Source organism: Acidovorax soli (assembly GCF_900107605.1).
Classification (GTDB): Bacteria; Pseudomonadota; Gammaproteobacteria; order Burkholderiales; family Burkholderiaceae_C; genus Acidovorax; species Acidovorax soli.
Genome location: NZ_FNQJ01000011.1, coordinates 19,657 through 37,911, shown reverse-complemented (window position 1 = coordinate 37,911; position 18,255 = coordinate 19,657). Strand labels below are relative to the sequence as shown.

18 protein-coding genes are annotated in these 18,255 nt (G+C 68.2%); 15 read left to right on the top strand and 3 right to left on the bottom strand.

Features of this window, described 5'->3' with window-relative positions:
* Positions 1–122 precede the first annotated feature (122 nt).
* Positions 123–1,046 carry a S1C family serine protease gene (locus BLW02_RS09635; RefSeq protein WP_092698121.1) on the bottom strand — a complete coding sequence of 308 codons (924 nt, stop codon included), beginning with the start codon at positions 1,044–1,046 and terminating at the stop codon, positions 123–125.
* 172 nt (positions 1,047–1,218) lie between these two features.
* Between BLW02_RS09635 and BLW02_RS09630 the strand changes: the two genes are divergently transcribed.
* From BLW02_RS09630 to BLW02_RS09585, 10 genes are all read left to right on the top strand, one after another.
* Positions 1,219–2,049 (top strand): TatD family hydrolase, encoded by an 831-nt coding sequence (locus tag BLW02_RS09630; RefSeq protein WP_026435270.1) that lies wholly within the window; start codon positions 1,219–1,221, stop codon positions 2,047–2,049.
* Between the two features lie 94 nt (positions 2,050–2,143).
* Positions 2,144–2,710: a DNA-deoxyinosine glycosylase gene (locus BLW02_RS09625; protein WP_081679595.1), complete on the top strand. Its 567-nt coding sequence runs from the start codon at positions 2,144–2,146 to the stop codon at positions 2,708–2,710.
* A complete protein-coding gene (locus tag BLW02_RS09620; RefSeq protein WP_026435268.1) occupies positions 2,711–3,475 on the top strand; it encodes a class I SAM-dependent methyltransferase in 765 nt (254 codons plus the stop codon).
* 373 nt (positions 3,476–3,848) lie between these two features.
* Entirely contained in the window at positions 3,849–4,337 is a 489-nt protein-coding gene (locus BLW02_RS09615) for a tripartite tricarboxylate transporter TctB family protein (protein WP_026435267.1), read from the top strand.
* A gap of 15 nt (positions 4,338–4,352) precedes the next feature.
* Complete coding sequence (locus BLW02_RS09610) at positions 4,353–5,864, top strand: tripartite tricarboxylate transporter permease (protein WP_026435266.1); 1,512 nt, start codon at positions 4,353–4,355, stop codon at positions 5,862–5,864.
* Between the two features lie 132 nt (positions 5,865–5,996).
* Positions 5,997–7,292, top strand: coding sequence for a DUF3422 family protein (locus BLW02_RS09605; protein ID WP_092698081.1), 1,296 nt, complete (start codon positions 5,997–5,999; stop codon positions 7,290–7,292).
* A 53-nt stretch (positions 7,293–7,345) separates the two neighbouring features.
* Positions 7,346–8,968, top strand: coding sequence for a gamma-glutamyltransferase family protein (locus BLW02_RS09600; protein ID WP_092698080.1), 1,623 nt, complete (start codon positions 7,346–7,348; stop codon positions 8,966–8,968).
* A 35-nt stretch (positions 8,969–9,003) separates the two neighbouring features.
* Complete coding sequence (locus tag BLW02_RS09595) at positions 9,004–9,918, top strand: DMT family transporter (protein WP_092698120.1); 915 nt, start codon at positions 9,004–9,006, stop codon at positions 9,916–9,918.
* Positions 9,919–10,023: 105 nt separating this feature from the next.
* Complete coding sequence (locus BLW02_RS09590; protein ID WP_092698079.1) at positions 10,024–10,836, top strand: SDR family oxidoreductase; 813 nt, start codon at positions 10,024–10,026, stop codon at positions 10,834–10,836.
* A gap of 147 nt (positions 10,837–10,983) precedes the next feature.
* Entirely contained in the window at positions 10,984–12,066 is a 1,083-nt protein-coding gene (locus BLW02_RS09585; protein WP_092698078.1) for an ornithine cyclodeaminase, read from the top strand.
* 81 nt (positions 12,067–12,147) lie between these two features.
* Here the strand turns inward: BLW02_RS09585 and BLW02_RS09580 are convergent, their stop codons facing one another.
* Entirely contained in the window at positions 12,148–13,047 is a 900-nt protein-coding gene (locus tag BLW02_RS09580; RefSeq protein WP_092698077.1) for a DMT family transporter, read from the bottom strand.
* Positions 13,048–13,151: 104 nt separating this feature from the next.
* Between BLW02_RS09580 and BLW02_RS09575 the strand changes: the two genes are divergently transcribed.
* Both BLW02_RS09575 and BLW02_RS09570 read left to right on the top strand, forming a co-directional pair.
* On the top strand, positions 13,152–14,135 hold the full coding sequence (locus BLW02_RS09575; protein ID WP_092698076.1) for a quinone oxidoreductase family protein: 984 nt from the start codon (positions 13,152–13,154) through the stop codon (positions 14,133–14,135).
* Complete coding sequence (locus BLW02_RS09570; RefSeq protein ID WP_092698075.1) at positions 14,132–14,962, top strand: NUDIX hydrolase; 831 nt, start codon at positions 14,132–14,134, stop codon at positions 14,960–14,962. The genes BLW02_RS09575 and BLW02_RS09570 overlap by 4 nt, the downstream gene beginning before the upstream one ends.
* Positions 14,963–14,974: 12 nt before the next feature.
* Here the strand turns inward: BLW02_RS09570 and BLW02_RS09565 are convergent, their stop codons facing one another.
* The gene (locus tag BLW02_RS09565) at positions 14,975–15,646 is read right to left on the bottom strand and encodes a histidine phosphatase family protein (RefSeq protein WP_092698074.1); all 672 of its coding nucleotides are present in this window, start codon (positions 15,644–15,646) and stop codon (positions 14,975–14,977) included.
* A gap of 216 nt (positions 15,647–15,862) precedes the next feature.
* Here BLW02_RS09565 and BLW02_RS09560 point away from each other — a divergent pair, with 216 nt between their 5' ends.
* The 3 genes from BLW02_RS09560 to BLW02_RS09550 are packed head-to-tail and all read left to right on the top strand — an operon-like array spanning position 15,863 to position 18,249.
* The gene (locus BLW02_RS09560) at positions 15,863–16,699 is read left to right on the top strand and encodes an IclR family transcriptional regulator (protein WP_092698073.1); all 837 of its coding nucleotides are present in this window, start codon (positions 15,863–15,865) and stop codon (positions 16,697–16,699) included.
* Positions 16,699–17,853 carry a thiolase family protein gene (locus tag BLW02_RS09555; protein WP_092698072.1) on the top strand — a complete coding sequence of 385 codons (1,155 nt, stop codon included), beginning with the start codon at positions 16,699–16,701 and terminating at the stop codon, positions 17,851–17,853. The genes BLW02_RS09560 and BLW02_RS09555 overlap by 1 nt, the downstream gene beginning before the upstream one ends.
* A gap of 3 nt (positions 17,854–17,856) precedes the next feature.
* Positions 17,857–18,249, top strand: coding sequence for a Zn-ribbon domain-containing OB-fold protein (locus BLW02_RS09550; RefSeq protein WP_092698071.1), 393 nt, complete (start codon positions 17,857–17,859; stop codon positions 18,247–18,249).
* Positions 18,250–18,255 lie beyond the last annotated feature (6 nt).

The following is an 18,255-nucleotide window of genomic DNA, read 5'->3' as shown; positions in this document are numbered from 1 at the left end:
CGGCCAAGGCGAGGGACACCGAGCAAGGGCCGCCCCGACATGCAAATGTCGCCTCCGCTCTGGGTGAGGGTTTCGTCCCCCTGGAGGGGGAAGGCGCCGAAGGCGACTCAGGGGGCTTCATATCAGAACGGCGGCATGCCGATGGCGGCGGCTGCATTTTCAATGGGCACGGCAAAGCCGATGCCAATGAAGGTGCGCGCCTTGGTGGGGTTGAGGATGGCGGTGACGATGCCCACCACCTCGCCGTCCATGGTGACCAGCGGGCCGCCCGAGTTGCCGGGGTTGGCGGCGGCGTCGAACTGGATCAGGTGGGTCAGCGGACCGTTGCCCTCGGGCGAGTCGAATTCCCGTTCCAGGCCCGACACCACGCCCGCCGACGCCGACGGCCCGATGCCGAACGGAAACCCGATGGCCACCACCTGGTCGCCCGCCCGCAGGTTCTGTGTGGAGCGCAGGGGCGCGGCGGCCAGGTCGTCGGGCAGCTTGTGGGCCTGCAGCACGGCCAGGTCGTTTTCGGGCTGGACGCCGGTGACGCTGGCGGTGGTTTCCAGTCCGTCGTGGAAGGTGACGGTGACGCGGCTGGCCCCCTGCACCACATGCAGGTTGGTGAGGATGATTCCCGAATCCACGATCACCACGCCGGTGCCCACGCCGCGTTCGATCTCGGCCTTGCCGTTCTTGCTGCGCGCATAGCCCGCCACGCGCACCACCGACGGCGCCACGGCCTCCACGGCCCCTGCGGCGGGCGAGGGCAGGGTGGTGTTTTCCAGGGTGCGCAGCACGGCGGCGTCGATGTCGCCCTGCGTGATGCGGCGGGGCACCGCGCCCGGGTGCAGCCACAGGCTGGCCAGCAGCAGCGCGGTGAGCACCACCACGGCCGCCCACAGGGCGGGCAGGCGGCGGTGCGCCGCGGTGGGGAGGGTTGTGGCGGTGAGCGCCGCGGTGGGTGGTGCCCCCGGTGGCGCCGGCGTGCTGGCGACCTCGGCCGCCGGTTCTGCCGGACGCCGTGGGGGGCGGGAACTGCTGTAGAGGGCGGGCCGGGGCATCCTGTCACCTTCTGGTTCCATGGCCATTTCAGGCGCCGGTGTCTTGCACGCGGTGTCCAGAAACAGCAATTCGCGCCAGGGCAACGGCGCAGGGAATTGACAGTAGCACGGATCGCCCATTTCCGCATCCGCTGGCGGACGGGCGGGTTGCCGGTTGGGGCATCATGGCGGCATGCCCTCCTGGATCGACACCCACTGCCACCTGGACGCCGCAGAGTTTGCCGCCGACCGCGACACCGTGCGCCAGCAGGCCGCCGCTGCGGGCGTGGCGCACTGCGTGATCCCGGCCGTGGAGCGCGCCAACTGGGATGCCGTGCGCCAGCTCGCGCACCGCCATGGCGACAGCTACGCCCTGGGTATTCACCCCCTTTACACAGCGCGGGCAGCCGAGGCCGATCTGGCGCTGCTGGACCAGGCGCTGCAGCAGCACCGCCACGACCCGCGCCTGGTGGCCATCGGCGAGATCGGGCTGGATTTTTTTGCCCAAGGCCTGGACACCGCGCGCCAGGAGCAGATTTACCGCGCGCAACTGCAGCTGGCGCGCCGCTGTGATCTGCCGGTGATCCTGCATGTGCGCCGCTCGGCCGACCAGCTGCTCAAGGGCCTGCGCGAAACGGCCGTGCCGGGCGGCATCGCCCATGCCTTCAACGGCAGCCTGCAGCAGGCGCAGGCGTTCATCGCGCTGGGGTTCAAGCTGGGTTTTGGCGGCGCGCTGACCTACGACCGGGCGCTGCAGCTGCGCCGGCTGGCGACCGAGCTGCCCGCATCGGCCCTGGTACTGGAAACCGACGCGCCCGACATCCCGCCGCACTGGCTCTACACCCCGGCCGCGCAGCGGGCCGTCGGGCAACCGCAGGGGCGCAACGCGCCGGCCGAGCTGCCCCGCATCGCAGGGGTGATGGCAGGCCTGCGCGGCCAGTCGCTGGTGGATCTGGCGCGCAGCACCTCCGCCAATGCCTGTGCGGCGCTGCCACGCCTGGCAGGTTTGCTGCAGAAAATCTGATTTTTTTGGCCGCAAGCGAAATATGCACAAGCGCTGATGGCGATTGATTCCATAGTGCATGGGTGCATATCGGGTTTGCGGCCAGAATCGGGCCATGAAGGAAAACAAGGCGGCTCCCGGCCGCAGCACCGATCTGCCCCAACCGCGCCCGTCGCCCGGTGGCGAGCGGCTGACGGGCCTGGCGCCCGTGGTGTCCGAGGGCACGGTGGTGCTGGTGCTGGGCAGCTTTCCGGGCGCGGCCTCGCTGCGGGCCGGGCAGTACTATGCGCACCCGCAAAACCATTTCTGGCGCATCCTGCAGGCGCTCTGGCCGCAGCACCGGCTGCCCGACAGGGAGCACTACGACCAGCGCTGCAAATGGCTGCTGGCGCGGGGCCTCGGGCTGTGGGATGTGTACGCCAGCTGCGAGCGCGTCGGTAGCCTCGACACCCGCATCCGCAACGCGCAGGTGAATGACTTTGCCGCCCTGCGTGCGCGCTGCCCCCGGCTGGCGGCCATCGCCCACAATGGCGGGGAGAGCTTCCGGCACGCGCGCAGCACGGCGCAGCTGGGGGTGCCGGTGCACCGGCTGCCCTCCACCAGTCCGGCCAACGCCTCCTGGAGTTTTGAACGTAAATTGAACGCCTGGGCCGAACTGCTGGCCCGGCATGGATTGGTGTGAATGGCCCGCAAGAAAACAACCGATATCGAACTGCCCGAAGTGAGCGTCTCCGACGACGGCGAGGTGCGCCACCTGCACCTGGGAACCCCCTGGATCCAGGGCTCCATGCGCGTGGCCGAGCCGTTCGAGATTGAACTGCAATACGTGCAGCGCATGATGGCCTGGCTGCTGTTTGTCGAGCCTGCCAGCGTCACCAAGCGCCACGCCATGCAACTGGGGCTGGGGGCCGGGGCCATCACCAAGTTCTGCCACAAGAAGCTGCGCCTGTGCACCACGGCCATCGAGCTCAACCCCCAGGTGCTGGCGGTGTGCCGCCAGTGGTTCAAGCTGCCGCCCGACGGCCCCAAGCTGCGCGTGGTGCTGGCCGATGCGGCCGAGGAAATCCGCAACCCGATGTGGCAGGGCACCGTGGATGCCTTGGCCGTCGATCTGTATGACCACGAGGCCGCCGCGCCGGTGCTCGACAGCCCCGGTTTTTATGCCGACTGCCGCGCCCTGCTGACCGAGGACGGCTGCATGACCGTCAACCTGTTCGGCCGGGCGTCCAGCTTCGAGCGCAGCCTGCAAAGCATGGCCAGCGCCTTTGGCGAAGAGGCCCTGTGGGCCTTCAAGCCCACGCGCGAGGGCAACACCGTGGTGCTGGCCCAGCGTACGCCCAGCCGGCCCAAGCGCACCGAACTGGCCGCGCGGGCCGAGGCCATCCAGGCGCGCTGGGATCTGCCCTCGGCCAAGTGGATGCGCGTGTTCAAGCCCGTGGTGGGCTGATACGGTTTTGCCTTCAAACGTAAACGATAGTTGGTTCGCCTTGCCGTGCTAGAGCACTGCCTGCGGCTTCCCGCCTGGTTATCTGCTTGAATGCGAGACCGTATGAGGCGCAGAGCGCGCGTCGTGCCTCGCCACCGCGCAAACAACCACCCGGTGAAGATCTCCACTGCCTTCTGTCACGGCCAACCCCGAGGCGATTGCGCCGACGCCGCCACTGGCGTGATGGGTGATTTTGTCAGGGTAAACCCCGGTTTTTTGGGGCGCCGCAGGGCAGTGGGCGGTCATTGTGACGGGATGTAGGTGGAATCCACATCGGAGCCTGCCGACATTCCCCACACAATCGCAAGGTTGAGATTCCGCCAAGGAGACATTCGTGAAAATCAAGAGTCAAAAAGACTTTTTTGCCGGCCTCATGTTCATGGGCATCGGCGTGGCCTTCGCATGGGGCGCCACAACCTACAACGTGGGCAATGGCGCCCGCATGGGTCCGGGCTATTTTCCCCTGATGCTGGGGATTTTGCTGGCCATCATCGGTGCCGTCGTCACCTTCAAGGCCACCGTGGTGGAAACCGTGGACGGTGACAAGATCGGCAAATGGGCCTGGAAGCCGCTGTTCTTCATCCTGGCCGCCAACTTCGCCTTCGGCATCCTGCTGGGCGGCCTGCCCAGCATCGGTGTTCCGGCCATGGGCCTGATCGTTGGCATCTATGCGCTGACCTTCATCGCCAGCCTGGCAGGCAACGAGTTCAACGCAAAGGCAGTGTTCATTCTGGCCACCGTGCTGGCGGTGGGCAGTTATGTGGCATTCGTCTGGGCGCTCAAGCTGCAGTTCCCTGTGTGGCCGAGTTTCATTACAGGTTGAGCAGGAGCACCGACCATGGATTTGATTAACAACCTCTCGCTGGGTTTTGGCGTCGCCTTCACGTTCCAGAACCTGATTTACTGCTTTGTCGGCTGCCTGCTGGGCACGCTGATCGGCGTGCTGCCTGGTATCGGCCCGGTGGCCACCATCGCCATGCTGTTGCCCGCCACCTATGCGCTGCCGCCCGTGGCTGCGCTGATCATGCTGGCCGGTATCTACTACGGTGCCCAGTACGGCGGCTCCACCACTGCCATTCTGGTGAACCTGCCCGGTGAGTCGTCCTCGGTGGTGACCGTGATCGATGGCTACCAGATGGCGCGCAAGGGCCGAGCGGGGCCGGCGCTGGCGGCTGCCGGCCTGGGATCGTTCTTCGCGGGTTGCGTGGGCACGCTGATCCTGGCGGCCTTTGCGCCTCCGCTGACCGAAGTGGCCTTCAAGTTCGGCCCTGCCGAATACTTCTCGCTGATGACCCTGGGCCTGATCGGCGCCGTGGTGCTGGCCTCGGGCTCGCTGCTCAAGGCCGTGGCCATGATCGTGCTGGGCCTGCTGATGGGCCTGGTGGGTACCGACGTGAACTCGGGCGTCGCCCGCTTCAGCTTCGATATCCCTGAGCTGACCGACGGCATCGGTTTCGTGACCATCGCCATGGGTGTGTTTGGCTACGGCGAAATCATCGCCAACCTGTCGCGCCCTGATGAAGACCGCGAGGTCTTCACGGCCAAGGTCGAGGGCCTGTTCCCGACCAAGGAAGATTTCAAGCGCATGTTCCCCGCGGTGCTGCGCGGCACGGCCCTGGGTTCTGCCCTCGGCATCCTGCCCGGCGGCGGTGCGCTGCTGGCGGCTTTCGCGGCCTACACGGTCGAGAAGAAGACCAAGCTGCATCCGGGCGAAGTGCCGTTCGGCCAGGGCAACATCCGTGGCGTGGCATCGCCCGAGTCGGCCAACAATGCCGGTTCGCAGACCTCCTTCATTCCGCTGCTGACGCTGGGCATTCCGCCCAACGCCGTGATGGCGCTGATGGTGGGTGCCATGACCATCCACAACATCCAGCCCGGCCCGCAGGTGATGACCAGCAACCCCGAGCTGTTCTGGGGCCTGATCGCCTCGATGTGGATCGGCAACGCCATGCTGGTGATCCTGAACCTGCCGCTGATCGGCATCTGGATCAAGCTGCTCACCGTGCCGTACCGCTGGCTGTACCCGTCCATCGTGCTGTTCTGTGCGGTGGGTGTGTACTCCACCAACAACAACACGTTTGACGTATGGATGGTGGGTGCGTTCGGCCTGATCGGCTACATCTTCCACAAGCTGGGCACCGAACCCGCACCCCTGCTGCTGGGCTTCATCCTGGGCCCGATGATGGAAGAAAACCTGCGCCGCGCGCTGCTGCTCTCGCGCGGTGACTGGAGCGTGTTCGTCACGCGTCCACTGTCGGCCGGTCTGCTGGCGGCTGCTGCCCTGCTGCTCATCATCGTGCTGCTGCCTGCGGTGAAGAACAAGCGCGAAGAAGCCTTCGTCGAAGACTGACACTGCGCCCGGGGCCCGCTGTGCGGGACCCTGCATCAAGAACAACGGCACCTTCGGGTGCCGTTGTTTTTTGGGGCGGCGGTGCCGCGAGAAACCTGCAGGTCCGGTACACAATGGTGCACCGAGGACCGCATGCCACCATCCAATCACCCCATGCAGCACCCGCACCGGGTCATGCTGCACAACGAGATCCACGCCCGTCCGCCCGAGGCCCTGGCGGCGCCGCTGGCCATTGCCCACATCGTCATGCTGGCCGACGCCGCCGGCCGCGAAGCCAGCCGCACGCATGTGGCAGCGCTGCTGCGCGACCACCACATGGCGCTGCCCGACGCGCAGACCACGCACCTGCGCATGGATTTCGGCGCGTTCCGCATCCGCTGGGAACTGCACACCGAATTCGTTTCCTGGACCTTCATGGTGCCCACGCCTGCCGAGGCCTTTGGTGAGCGCGAGCCCGCCAGCGCCATCGATGCGGTGCCGCACGAATGGTTGGCCGCCCTGCCGGGGCAGTGCCTGTGCAGCCTGAACCTGTGGGTGTTGCCCACGCACCAGTTTGGCTCGGGCTCGCTGGTCAAGCATGTGCTGCACGAGGACACGCTGGTGGCCTCCACCGTGGCCGATGGCCATGGCGAGCTGTACACCGACTTTGCCATCCACGCCGATGGTTTTTCGCGCATGGTGCTGCTGGCCGGCGGCATGACGCCGCGCCGCCTGGGCCGCCTGGTGCAGCGCCTGCTGGAAATCGAGACCTACCGCATGGCCGCCCTGCTGGGCCTGCCCGCCGCGCGCGAGGCCGCCACGGTGCTGGCCTTTGCCGAGCGCGAGCTGGCCGCGCTGGCCGATGCCATCCGCACTGCCAACCGCGATGCCGAACCCGCGCTGCTCGATCGCCTGACCCGGCTGGCCGGGCAGGTCGAGAGCCAGTACGCCGCCACGCATTCGCGCTTTTCGGCCAGCAGCGCCTATTTTGAACTGCTGGACCGCCGCATCCAGGATATCGCCGAATCGCGCCTGGCGGGCATGCAGACCATCCGCGAGTTCATGGACCGCCGGCTCACGCCCGCGCGCAGCACCTGCGAATGGGCCACGCGGCGCCAGGATGCGCTGTCGCAGCGCGTCTCGCGCATGAGCAACCTGCTGCGCACGCGCGTGGAGATCGAGCAGCAGCAAAGCAGCCAGGCCCTGCTGGCCACCATGAACCAGCGCCAGGACCTGCAGCTGAAACTGCAGTCCACGGTGGAAGGCCTGTCGGTGGCGGCCATCACCTACTACATCGTCGGCCTGGTGAGCTACCTGGCCAAGGGTGCGCAAAAACTGGGCTGGCCCCTGTCGCCCGAGACCACGGCGGCCGTGGCCATTCCGTTGGTGGCGCTGGGCGTGTGGTGGTCGCTGCGCCGCATGCACCACCGGATGTTCCGCGCGCACTGACAATCCGGCACCCGCCTGCTGCGGGCCGCAGGCATGCGGCCGATAATCGCCGCATGCCTTTCAGCTACACCTCCCCCTATTCCAGCACCCGCTTGCCGGTGTTCGCGCGCAACCTCTGTTCCACCTCGCACCCGCTGGCCGCGCAGGCCGGCCTGCGCATGCTGCAGCAGGGTGGCAATGCGGTCGATGCGGCGGTGGCTGCGGCGGCGGCCATGGCGGTGTGCGAGCCTGTCAGCAATGGCCTGGGCAGCGACGCGTTCTGCATCCTGTGGGACGGGCAGGCGCTGCACGGCCTCAACGCCTCGGGCCGGGCGCCGCAGGCGTGGACGCCGGAGTATTTCCATCGCCGCTACGGCACGGGGGCGGCCACGCCGCCCCGGCGCGGCATCGATTCGGTCACGGTACCCGGCGCCGTGAGTGCCTGGGTGGCGCTGTCGGAGCGCTTTGGCAAGCTGCCCTTTGCCGACCTCATGGCGCCTGCCATCGAGATCGCCGAGCGCGGCTACCTGGTGCCCGTGGTGGTGCAGCAAAAATGGGCCGCCGCCGTGCCCGAGCTGCAGTCGCAACCCGGCTTTGCGCAGAGCTTCATGCCCTGGGGCCGTGCGCCGCAGGTGGGTGAACTGTTCCGGTTTCCGGCTGCGGCCCGTGCCTTGCGCGCCATCGGCGCCACGCGGGGCGAGGCCTTCTACACCGGCGAGATCGCCCAGGCCATGGCCGCCTTTGCGCAGGCCCAGGGCGGCAGCCTCGGTCTGGCGGACCTGGCGGCGCACCGCCCCGAGTGGGTGGCGCCCATCGCCCGCAACTACCGCGGCTACACGCTGCACGAGATTCCGCCCAGCGGCCAGGGCATCGCGGCGCTGATCGCGCTGGGCATCCTGGAGCAGTTCGACCTGGCCGGCCTGCCGGTGGACGGGCCCGAGGCCCAGCACCTGCAGATCGAGGCCGTCAAGCTGGCGTTTGCCGATGTGTACCGCTACGTGGCCGAGCCTTCATGGATGGAGGTGACCCCCGCGCAAATGCTCGATGACAGCTACCTCGCTTCCCGTGCCAGACTCATCCGCATGAACCAGGCGCAGGATTTCGGAGCGGGCAACCCGGTCAGGGGCGGCACCATCTACCTCACGGCCGCCGATGAGAGCGGCATGATGGTGAGCTTCATCCAGAGCAACTACCAGGGCTTTGGCTCGGGCTGCGTGGAGCCCAACTTCGGCATCAGCCTGCAGAACCGGGGCTTTGGTTTCAGCACCGATCCGGCGGGTGCCAACCGAGCCAACCTGGTGGCACCGGGCAAGCGCCCCTTCCACACCATCATCCCGGCCTTCCTCACGCGGGACGGCCAGCCTGTGATGAGCTTTGGCGTCATGGGCGCCAACATGCAGCCCCAGGGCCACCTGCAGACGCTGGTGCGCATGATCGATCACGGCCAGAACCCGCAGATGGCCTGCGACGCGCCGCGCTGGCGCTTCAATGCGGGCTTGTCGATCAACGTCGAGGCGTCGATGCCGGCTGCCACGGTGCAGGGCCTGCAGGCGCGGGGGCACCGCACCGAGGTGCTGCAGGATTCCTACCAGGACTTTGGCGCCGGCCAGTTCATCTGGCGCATGGGCGACCCCCAGGTGCATGGCTATCTGGCGGCCAGCGATGCGCGCCGCGATGGCCTGGCTGCCGGTTTCTGAACGCGTGGGTGAGAGTTCTAATTAAAAAAGTGCCTGTGGCCCCACACCAGAAAGCGCAAGCAGCCAGAAAAAACGTAGCATCCGGCCTCTTGCTGGCACTGTTTGGTGCCATCGCTTTCAGCGGCAAGGCCATCATCGTCAAGCTGGCCTACCGCCACGGGGTCGATGCGGTCACGCTCATCATGTACCGCATGCTGTTCGCGCTGCCCATCTTCGCCGTGATGGCCTGGTGGGCCAGCCGGGGCAAGCCGCCTTTGTTGCGCCGCGACTGGCTGGGCGTGGCGGGCCTCGGTGTCACGGGCTACTACCTGGCCAGCTTTCTCGACTTTGCCGGGCTGGCGTACATCAGCGCCAGCCTGGAGCGGCTCATCCTGTACCTCAACCCCACGCTGGTGATGCTGCTGGGCTGGCTGCTGTATGGCCGCCGCATCCACTGGGGCCAGGCGCTGGGCATGGCCATCAGCTACAGCGGCGTGGTGCTGGTGTTTGGCCTGGAGGCGCAATTGCAGGGCACCGATGCGGCCTGGGGCGCGCTGCTGGTGTTTCTGAGCGCCGTGAGCTACGCCATCTACCTCGTGTACAGCGGCGAGATGGTGCAGCGCATCGGCGCGCTGCGGCTGGTGGGCCTGGCCACCACGGTGGCCTGCCTGTGCTGCCTGCTGCAGTTCGTGCTGCTGCGGCCGCTGAGCGCGGCCGCGGTGGCGCCCGAGGTGGTCTGGCTGTCGGTGCTCAATGCCACGCTGTGCACGGCGGCGCCGGTGCTGATGGTGATGATGGCCGTCGAGCGCATCGGCGCCGGCATGACCGCGCAGACCGGCATGGTCGGCCCGCTGTCCACCATCCTCATGGGGGTGTGGATTCTGGGCGAGCCCTTCACGCTGTGGGTGGCCATGGGCACCGCGCTGGTGATGGCGGGCATCTTCGTGTTCACGCGCATGTCGCGCCGGTAGGCGCACCGGACCACCAGGGCAAGGCGGGCGGCCACCGACCGGGCTGCCAGGCCCCCTTTATGATTTGAAACGGCTGCGTGTTGCGGCCAAACATCGGGAGTTTTTATGGATCTGGGTATCGCGGGCAAATGGGCGCTGGTGTGCGGCGCCAGCAAGGGGCTGGGGTTTGGCTGCGCGCAGGCGCTGGTGCGCGAAGGGGTGAACGTGGTCATCAACGCGCGCAACGCCGATGCACTGCAGCGGGCGGCCGTCAAATTAACCACTGCTGGCGCAGATACGGCAGGCGCCCAGCCTGTTGTGCTGGCGGTGGCCGCCGACATCACCACCCCCGAGGGGCGTGCCGCCGTGTTGGCGGTGCCCGGCGGACCGGGGCGCGACTTCGATATCGTGGTGACCAACGCGGGCGGCCCGCCCACGGGGGATTTCCGCGATTGGGACCGCGACGCCTGGATCAAGGCGGTGGACGCCAACATGCTCACGCCCATCGAACTCATCAAGGCCACGGTGGATGGCATGGCCGCGCGGGGCTTCGGCCGCATCGTCAACATCACTTCCAGCGCGGTGAAGGCGCCGATCGACATCCTGGGCCTGTCCAATGGCGCACGCAGCGGGCTCACCGGCTTTGTGGCCGGCGCCGCGCGCAGCAAGCTGGCCGCGCAGGGCGTGACCTTGAACAACCTGCTGCCCGGCAAGTTCGACACCGACCGCCTCGCCACCACCCTGGGCGCGGCGGCCACCAAGACCGGCAAGAGCCTGGACGACGTGCGGGGTGCCCAGCAGGCGCAGATTCCGGCCGGCCGCTTTGGTACGCCCGAAGAGTTCGGTGCCATCTGCGCATTCTTGTGCAGCGTGCATGCCGGCTACATCACGGGCCAGAACCTGCTGGCCGACGGCGGCGCCTACCCGGGCGTGTTCTGAACGATTGAGCGGCGGGCCGGGGGCGCCGCGCGGCCAGTGGGTGCTGGTGTTCGGTTGTATGCTGCAACATCTTGTTGCAAATCTGTGCATTCCCATGGCCCAGCGGCTCAGGGAAACTGGTCTCCAGCACCTGGAGACTTTTCCGCCATGCATGCCACCGCCCCCACCTCCACCCTGTACCTCAGTGCCCCCGTGATGGCCGAGCTGATCGGCCGCAAGGGCGTGGGCCAATGCATTGCCTCGATTGCGGCCTGCATCCACGAAGATTTCCTGCGCTGGCCGCAGTTCGAGAAATCGGCGCGCACGGCCAACCATTCGTCCGAGGGCGTGATCGAGCTCATGCCCATTTCGGACGCCACCACCTACACCTTCAAATACGTCAACGGCCACCCGCGCAACACGCGGCTGGGCCTGCCCACCGTGATGGCCTTTGGCGTGCTGGCCGATGTGGCCACGGGCATGCCGCAATTGCTCAGTGAACTCACCTACACCACGGCCCTGCGCACCGCCGCCATGTCGGCCGTGGCCGCACGCGCCCTGGCGCGGCCGGACAGCCGGGTGATGGCCATCGTCGGCAACGGGGCGCAGAGCGAGTTCCAGGCCCTGGCGTTCCAGCACCTGCTGGGCATCACCACGCTGCGTCTGTTCGATATCGACCCGGCCGCCACCGCCAAGCTGGTGGCCAACCTCGAAGGCACCGGCCTGCAGTGGATGGCTTGCACCAGCGTGGCCGAGGCCGTGCGCGGCGCCGACATCGTGACCACCCTCACCGCCGACAAGGCCCGCGCCACCATCGTCACGCCCGCCATGGTGGAGCCGGGCATGCACCTCAATGCCGTGGGCGGCGACTGCCCTGGCAAGACCGAGCTGCATGCCGACCTGTTGCGCCAGGCGAGCGTGTTTGTCGAATACGCCCCGCAAACGCGTGTGGAGGGCGATATCCAGCAACTGCCGGCCGACTTTGGCGTGACCGAGCTGTGGCAGGTGCTGGCCGGCCACCAACCCGGGCGCACCCATGCCGCGCAGGTCACCGTGTTCGATTCGGTCGGCTTTGCCCTGGAGGATTTTTCCGCCCTGCGCTACATGCGCGATGCCGCCATCGAACTGGGCCTGGGCGAGCGCATTGCGCTGATCCCCGCGCTGGCCGACCCCAAGAACCTGTTTGGCGCGCTGCACCAGCCTGCGGCCACCGCCAGCCAGCGCGTAACCGGGCCGGGCGCGGTGGCCTGATTGCGCATGCCGGGAAAGTGCCGGAATGCTCTATTTTTTAAGAGCTTCTGGCGCTTGTTTGGCAAGCGCTGGCGCCAATTTTCAGCGCCGCGACGAGACCACGATGCCACCCACGATCAGCGCAAACGCCACAGCGTGGTAGGCGCTGGGTGCCTCGCCCAGAAAGGCCGCCGACAGCAGGGCAGCGAACAGCGGCGTCAGGTTGGAAAAGAAGCCCGCCACCGCAGGCCCCGCCCGCTGCACCCCGATGCCCCAGCTGCGGTAGGCCAGCAGGGCCGGTCCCAGGGCGATGAACAGCAGCGCCGCCGCCAGCGGCCAGCCCCAGTCGATGTGGGTGCGTCCCGTGGCCCACTCGGCGCTGGCCAAGGCGCCCGACCAGGCCAGGCCAAACACCATCTGCCCGGTCAGGAAGGCCGCCCAGTCATCGCGCAGGCTGGCGGGTTCGCGGGTGCGCACCAGCATCCAGCTGTAGAACGACCACGAAATGGTGGCCAGCAGCATGAACAGATCGCCTGGCACCAGGCGCAGCGCCAGCAGCTGACTCCACTCGCCCCGGCTGAGCACGGTGAGCACGCCCGCCATGGACAGGGATGCGCCGGCCAGCTGTCGGCGGGTGACGGCCGCGCCAAAAAACAGTGCGCCCACCGCCAGCATCCACACCGGCATGCTGGAGCCCACCAGCGTCACGTTGATGGGCGTGGAGGTCTGCAGCGCCAGGTATTGCAGTGCGTTGTACAGGCCCACGCCCAGCAGGCCCAGCACGGCAAAGCGTCGCCAGTGCGGCCACAGCGGGCTGCTCTTGCGCAGCACGCGGTGGGTGAGCGGCAGCAGCAGCGCCAGGGCCAGCACCCAGCGCAGAAAATTGAGGGTGATGGGCGGCACCAGGTCATGCACCAGGCGGCCCACCACGGCATTGCCGGCCCACAGCAGCGGCGCCGTCACCAGCAGCGCCACCGTGCCGGGCGTCAGTCTTTGAGTCATGGGCTGCACTGTAGCGGTGCATTGCCAGCAAGGCTTGCAGATTCATGGCAGGATGGCCACCGTTTGTTCCACCCGTCACACCCGTTATTCAGGAGCGTTTTGTCATGAGCCTCGCCGTCCAGATCCGCCAGCATGGCGGCCCCGAAGAACTTCACCTGGTGGACGTGGCCGTGGGTGAGCCCGGTCCGGGCGAGATCCGCATCCGCCACCACGCCATCGGCCTGAACTTCATCGACGTGTACCACCGCACGGGGCTGTACCCGCTCAGCATGCCCGCCACCATCGGCATGGAGGCGGCCGGCGTGGTCGAGGCCGTGGGCGAGGGCGTCACGCACCTCCAGGTGGGCGACCGCGCCGCCTATGCCAGCCAGCCGCCCGGCAGCTACTGCGAGGTGCGCGTGATGCCCGCCAAATGCGTGTGCAAGCTGCCCGACGCCATCAGCTTCGAGACCGGCGCGGCCATGATGCTCAAGGGCCTGACGGCGCAGTACCTGCTGAAGAAAACGCGGCCCGTGGAGGGCCTGCAGCCTGGCGACCATGTGCTGTTCCATGCCGCCGCCGGCGGCGTGGGTCTGATCGCCTGCCAGTGGGCCAAGGCCCTGGGCCTGCAGCTCATCGCCACGGCCGGCACCGATGCCAAGTGCCAGCTGGCGCTGGCCAACGGCGCGGCCCATGCCATCAACTACGCCACCGAAGACTTTGCCGCGCGCGTGAAGGAGATCACCGGTGGCAAGGGCGTGAAGGTGGTGTACGACTCGGTGGGCAAGGACACCTGGGACAAATCCCTCGATTGCCTGCGCCCGTTCGGCCTGATGGCCAGCTTCGGCAACGCCTCGGGGCCCGTGGCGCCGTTTGCGCCGGGCGCGCTGGGCGCCAAGGGCTCGCTCTATGTCACACGCCAGACGCTGTTCACCCACATCGCCACGCGCGAGAGCACGCAGGCCATGGCCGACGACCTGTTTGCCGTGGTGGCCAGCGGCCAGGTGAAGATCCACATCGCGCAGCGCTACCCGCTCGCCGAAGTGCAGCAGGCGCACCGCGACCTGGAGGCACGCAAGACCACGGGGTCGACCATCCTCACGCTGTGACGCCGGGCCCCGCAGCATCGGCCGCCGATTGGCTGGCCAGAGCCCGTGCGGCCGCCCGCCAGCCGCCTGCGCAGGAGCGTCTGCCCCTGTGGGTGGCGGGGCAGGCCGTGGGCTCGGTGGCGGCGGGTTTCTTGGATGAAATCGAAATGCAGCGCTTGTCGGATAAGCGCTATCAGATACTGATTCAGGAGCAATCGGGGGTGCCGGTGTGGCACCTGGACGTGGCGCCCGACGCGGCCACGTCCGCGCTCAACCTGCTGGCGCAGGCCCTGCACGCCCAGGGCCGCTGCGGCCCCTGGCGCAACGAGCAGCTGGCCGTGTGCAACGCCCGGGGCGAGCGGCTGGGCACCGTGGAGCGTGGCGCCGTGCGCGTGCTGGGCATCGCCACGCGGGCCGTGCACCTGGTGGGACTGGCGCCCGATGGCCGCATGTGGGTGCAGCAGCGCGCGCGCACCAAGCCCAACAACCCGGGCATGTGGGACACGCTGATGGGCGGCATGGTCGCCGCCACCGACAGCCTGCCGCAGGCGCTGGCGCGCGAAACCTGGGAAGAAGCGGGCCTCTTGCTGCCGGCACTGCACGGCGTGGAGTGGGGCGGACAGGTCGAGTTCAGCCGGCCCAGCCGCGAGGGCGGTGGCGTGGGCTACATGGTCGAGCGCATCGACTGGTTTCGCTGCACCGTGCCCGAAGGCCTGGCACCCCGCAACCAGGATGGCGAGGTGGAGCGGTTCGAGCTGTGGCGCCCCGAGCAGGTCCGCGAGCGCATCGCGGCTGGCGATTTCACGCTGGAGGCCGCGCTGGTGCTGGGCGCCTGCTTCGGGTGGTGAGCCGAATCTGAATCAGGCGTGCGTCACCCAGTCGGCGTGCTCGCGCCCGTTCAGGTGCGGCAGGGTGTTGAAGGTCTGCAGCATCAGCCGCTTGGGCGACACGCTGAACTCCGTCACGGCGCTGTTGCGGATGCGCATGTTCAGCGCAATGGTCACCTCGGGCGCCGTGCCCAGCACCTCGCCCACCGCCGCAGAAATCGGGCCGCCGCTGCTGACCAGCAGCACGTTGTGTCCCGCATGCTGGTGGCGCACATGCTCGAGCGCGGCCCGCACGCCGCCCGAAAATTCGTCCCAGCTGGGCATGCCCTGCGGGCTGATCACTCCTGCCATCCATTGCGCCAATGCGTCGCACAGCAGGCGGAAATGCTGGCGGTAGAGCTCGGGGGTGTCGGGTTTGGCCAGCGGCTGCGGGTGGACGGCGCGGATCAGCGCCAGGCTGTCGTATTCGTTCAGGCCGGGCAGCTGCAGTGGCTCGGGGCGGACCTGCAGGCCCTCGGCAATGCCTTCGAGGGTTTGCGTGTGGCGCCGCAGCGTACCGGTGAGGATGGCGTCAAACGCCTGGCCCTGCGCGCGCCAGTGCTCGCCCAGCCGTACCGCCTGCTCGCGGCCCCGTGGGCTGAGCTGGTCGTAATCGTCGGCACCAAACGAGGCCTGGCCGTGGCGCACGAGGTAAAGGGTTCCCATGGCGCAGATTGTGGCTTTCGGGGGGCTGCGCCTTTGTCACTGGCGCGACCGCTGCTATGGAACCGCGAGCGACCTCACGCACCGGCTTTGGGCAATGGGCGCCCCCATTGCTGCCGCACAAGTTTTGATGAATGAAACTTTATTTGAGTGCTTTGACGGGATGAGCATGAAGACATAGATTGACGCCATATCAACAGTTTCACCGAAAGAAACTCCATGCCTTCCCCCGCACGCCCCAAGGCCGTCATCACCCATGAGCGCGGCAGCACCTCGTCGGTAGAGCGCGCCATGCGTGTGCTGCGCGTCATGTCCGAGGGCGGCGGCGTGCGCCTGACCGACATTGCAGCGGCTGCCGACCTGGACAAGGCCACGGCCCTGCGCCTCTTGGATGTGATGGCGCGCGAGGGCTTTGTGGCGCGTGACGCGAAGAGCAAGCAGTTCACGCTGGGGCCTGAGCTGACGGTGCTGGGTGCGGCAGCGCTGCGCCGCTTCGACCCGCGCCCGCTGGCACGGCCCAGCCTGATGCGCCTGGCCGGTGTTTTCCAGGACAGCGTGGTGCTCTCGATGCGCAGCGGTGTGGAGTCGCTGTGCATCGACGTGGAAGAGGGGACCTATCCCATCCGCGCCAACTACCTCAACGTCGGCAGCCGCCGCCCGCTGGGCGTGGGTGCCGGCAGCCTGGCGCTGCTGGCTGCCTTGCCCGACGACGAGCGCGAGGCCGCGCTGGACACCCTGTGTGGCCAGCTGGAGCGCTACCCGCGCATCACCCCGGCGCTGCTGCGCGAGCGGGTAGCGCAGGCGCGCGAACGGGGCTGCGCCGTGTTGCTCGACGTGGTGGTCGAGCGCATGGGCGGCATTGGTGTCGCCATCCTCGATACCGAAGGCCGCCCGGTGGCGGCGCTGAGCATTGCGGCGCTGAACGAACGCATCCTCACCCGCGAGCCCGCGCTGGCGCAGGCGTTGCTGCACGAGGCCACGGTGTGCCAGGTGCGCTGGGCCGAGGCCACGCGCGCCGACCGACGACCCGCAACCACCCCCAAGGAGACACATTGATGAATGCAGCGTTACGTCCGGCGTATGTGCGCGGTGCCGGTGGCACATCGTTCGGGCGACACGAGGGGCGCAGTGCGCTCGACCTGATGGATGCCGCGGCCGCGCAGGCCATCGAGAGCGCCGGCCTTGCGCGCCATGAGATCGACGGCGTGCTCTGCGGCTATGCCACCACGCTACCGCACCTGATGCTGTCCACGCTGGTGTGCGAGCGGCTGGCGCTGCGCCCGCGCTACGCGCACGGCTTGCAGCTCGGTGGCGCTTCGGGCGCGGCCATGCTGATGGCAGCGCGCGAGCTGGTGCGTTCGGGTCGATGCCGCAACGTGCTTGTGCTGGGTGGGGAGAACCGGCTCAGCGGCCAGTCGCGCGACAGCTCCATCCAGACGCTGGCCCAGGTGGGTGACGCCGATTTCGAGGTGCCCAATGGCGCCTCCGTTCCCGCGTACTACGCGCTCATGGCCTCGGAGTACATGCAGCGCACGGGCGTCACATCGGCCGATCTGGCCGAGTTTGCCGTGCTCATGCGCGCCAACGCGGCGGGCCACCCCGACGCCCACCTGCGCACCCCGGTCACGCTGCAGGAGGTGCTGGCCTCCAAGCCCATTGCCTCGCCGCTGTCGCTGCTGGACTGCTGCCCGATCTCGGACGGCGCCATGGCGCTGGTGGTGTCGGCCGACCCCGCCGCGCAGGGCGCCGTGGTCATGGCGGGCGCGGGCCAGGCCCACCGGCACCAGCACCTCACGGCCATGGAGGATGTGATGCAGTGTGGTGCGGGCGAGGCGGCGCAGCAGGCCTTTGAAGAAGCCCGGCTGGGCCTGGGCGATGTGGACTACCTAGGGATTTACGACTCGTTCACGATCACGCTGGTGATGCTGCTCGAAGAGATCGGCTTCGCACCGCGCGCCGGCGCTGCCCAGCGAGCGCGTGCGGGGGACTTTGCGCCCACTGGGCCGTTGCCACTCAATACACACGGTGGCCTGCTGTCGTTTGGCCACTGCGGTGTGGCGGGCGGCCTGGCGCACACCGTGGAGGCATGGCGCCAGATGACGGGCCAGGCGGGTGAACGCCAGATCCAGCCCCCCCGCCGTGCCTTCATCCATGCAGACGGCGGCGTGATGTCGTCCCACGTCAGCCTGATCTTGTCGCGCGAGGACTGAGCCATGAACGCCATCGATTTCACCTCTGCCGGCCCGCTGGCCGCCCCCTTCACGGACGGCCAGCGCGACGGCGTGCTGCGCTACCAGCAGTGCACGGCCTGCGGCGGCGCGCAGACGCTGGCGCGCTATGCCTGCCAGCACTGTGGCGAGCGCGGCACGCTGCACTGGCGCGATGCGCAAGGCAGCGCCACCGTGCGCGCCGTCACCGTGGTGGCGCGCGCCCCATCCGACGCGTTCCGCGCGCTCGCGCCCTACACGCTGGTCATCGTGCAACTCGCCGAGGGGCCGCGCCTCATGGGCCACGCGAGCACCGGTGTGCGTATCGGCGACCAGGTGCAGGCGGGCTTCTTCGCCCACGAGGGGTGCACGCTGCTGCGCTTTGCGCCCGCGCCCTAGCGGCTT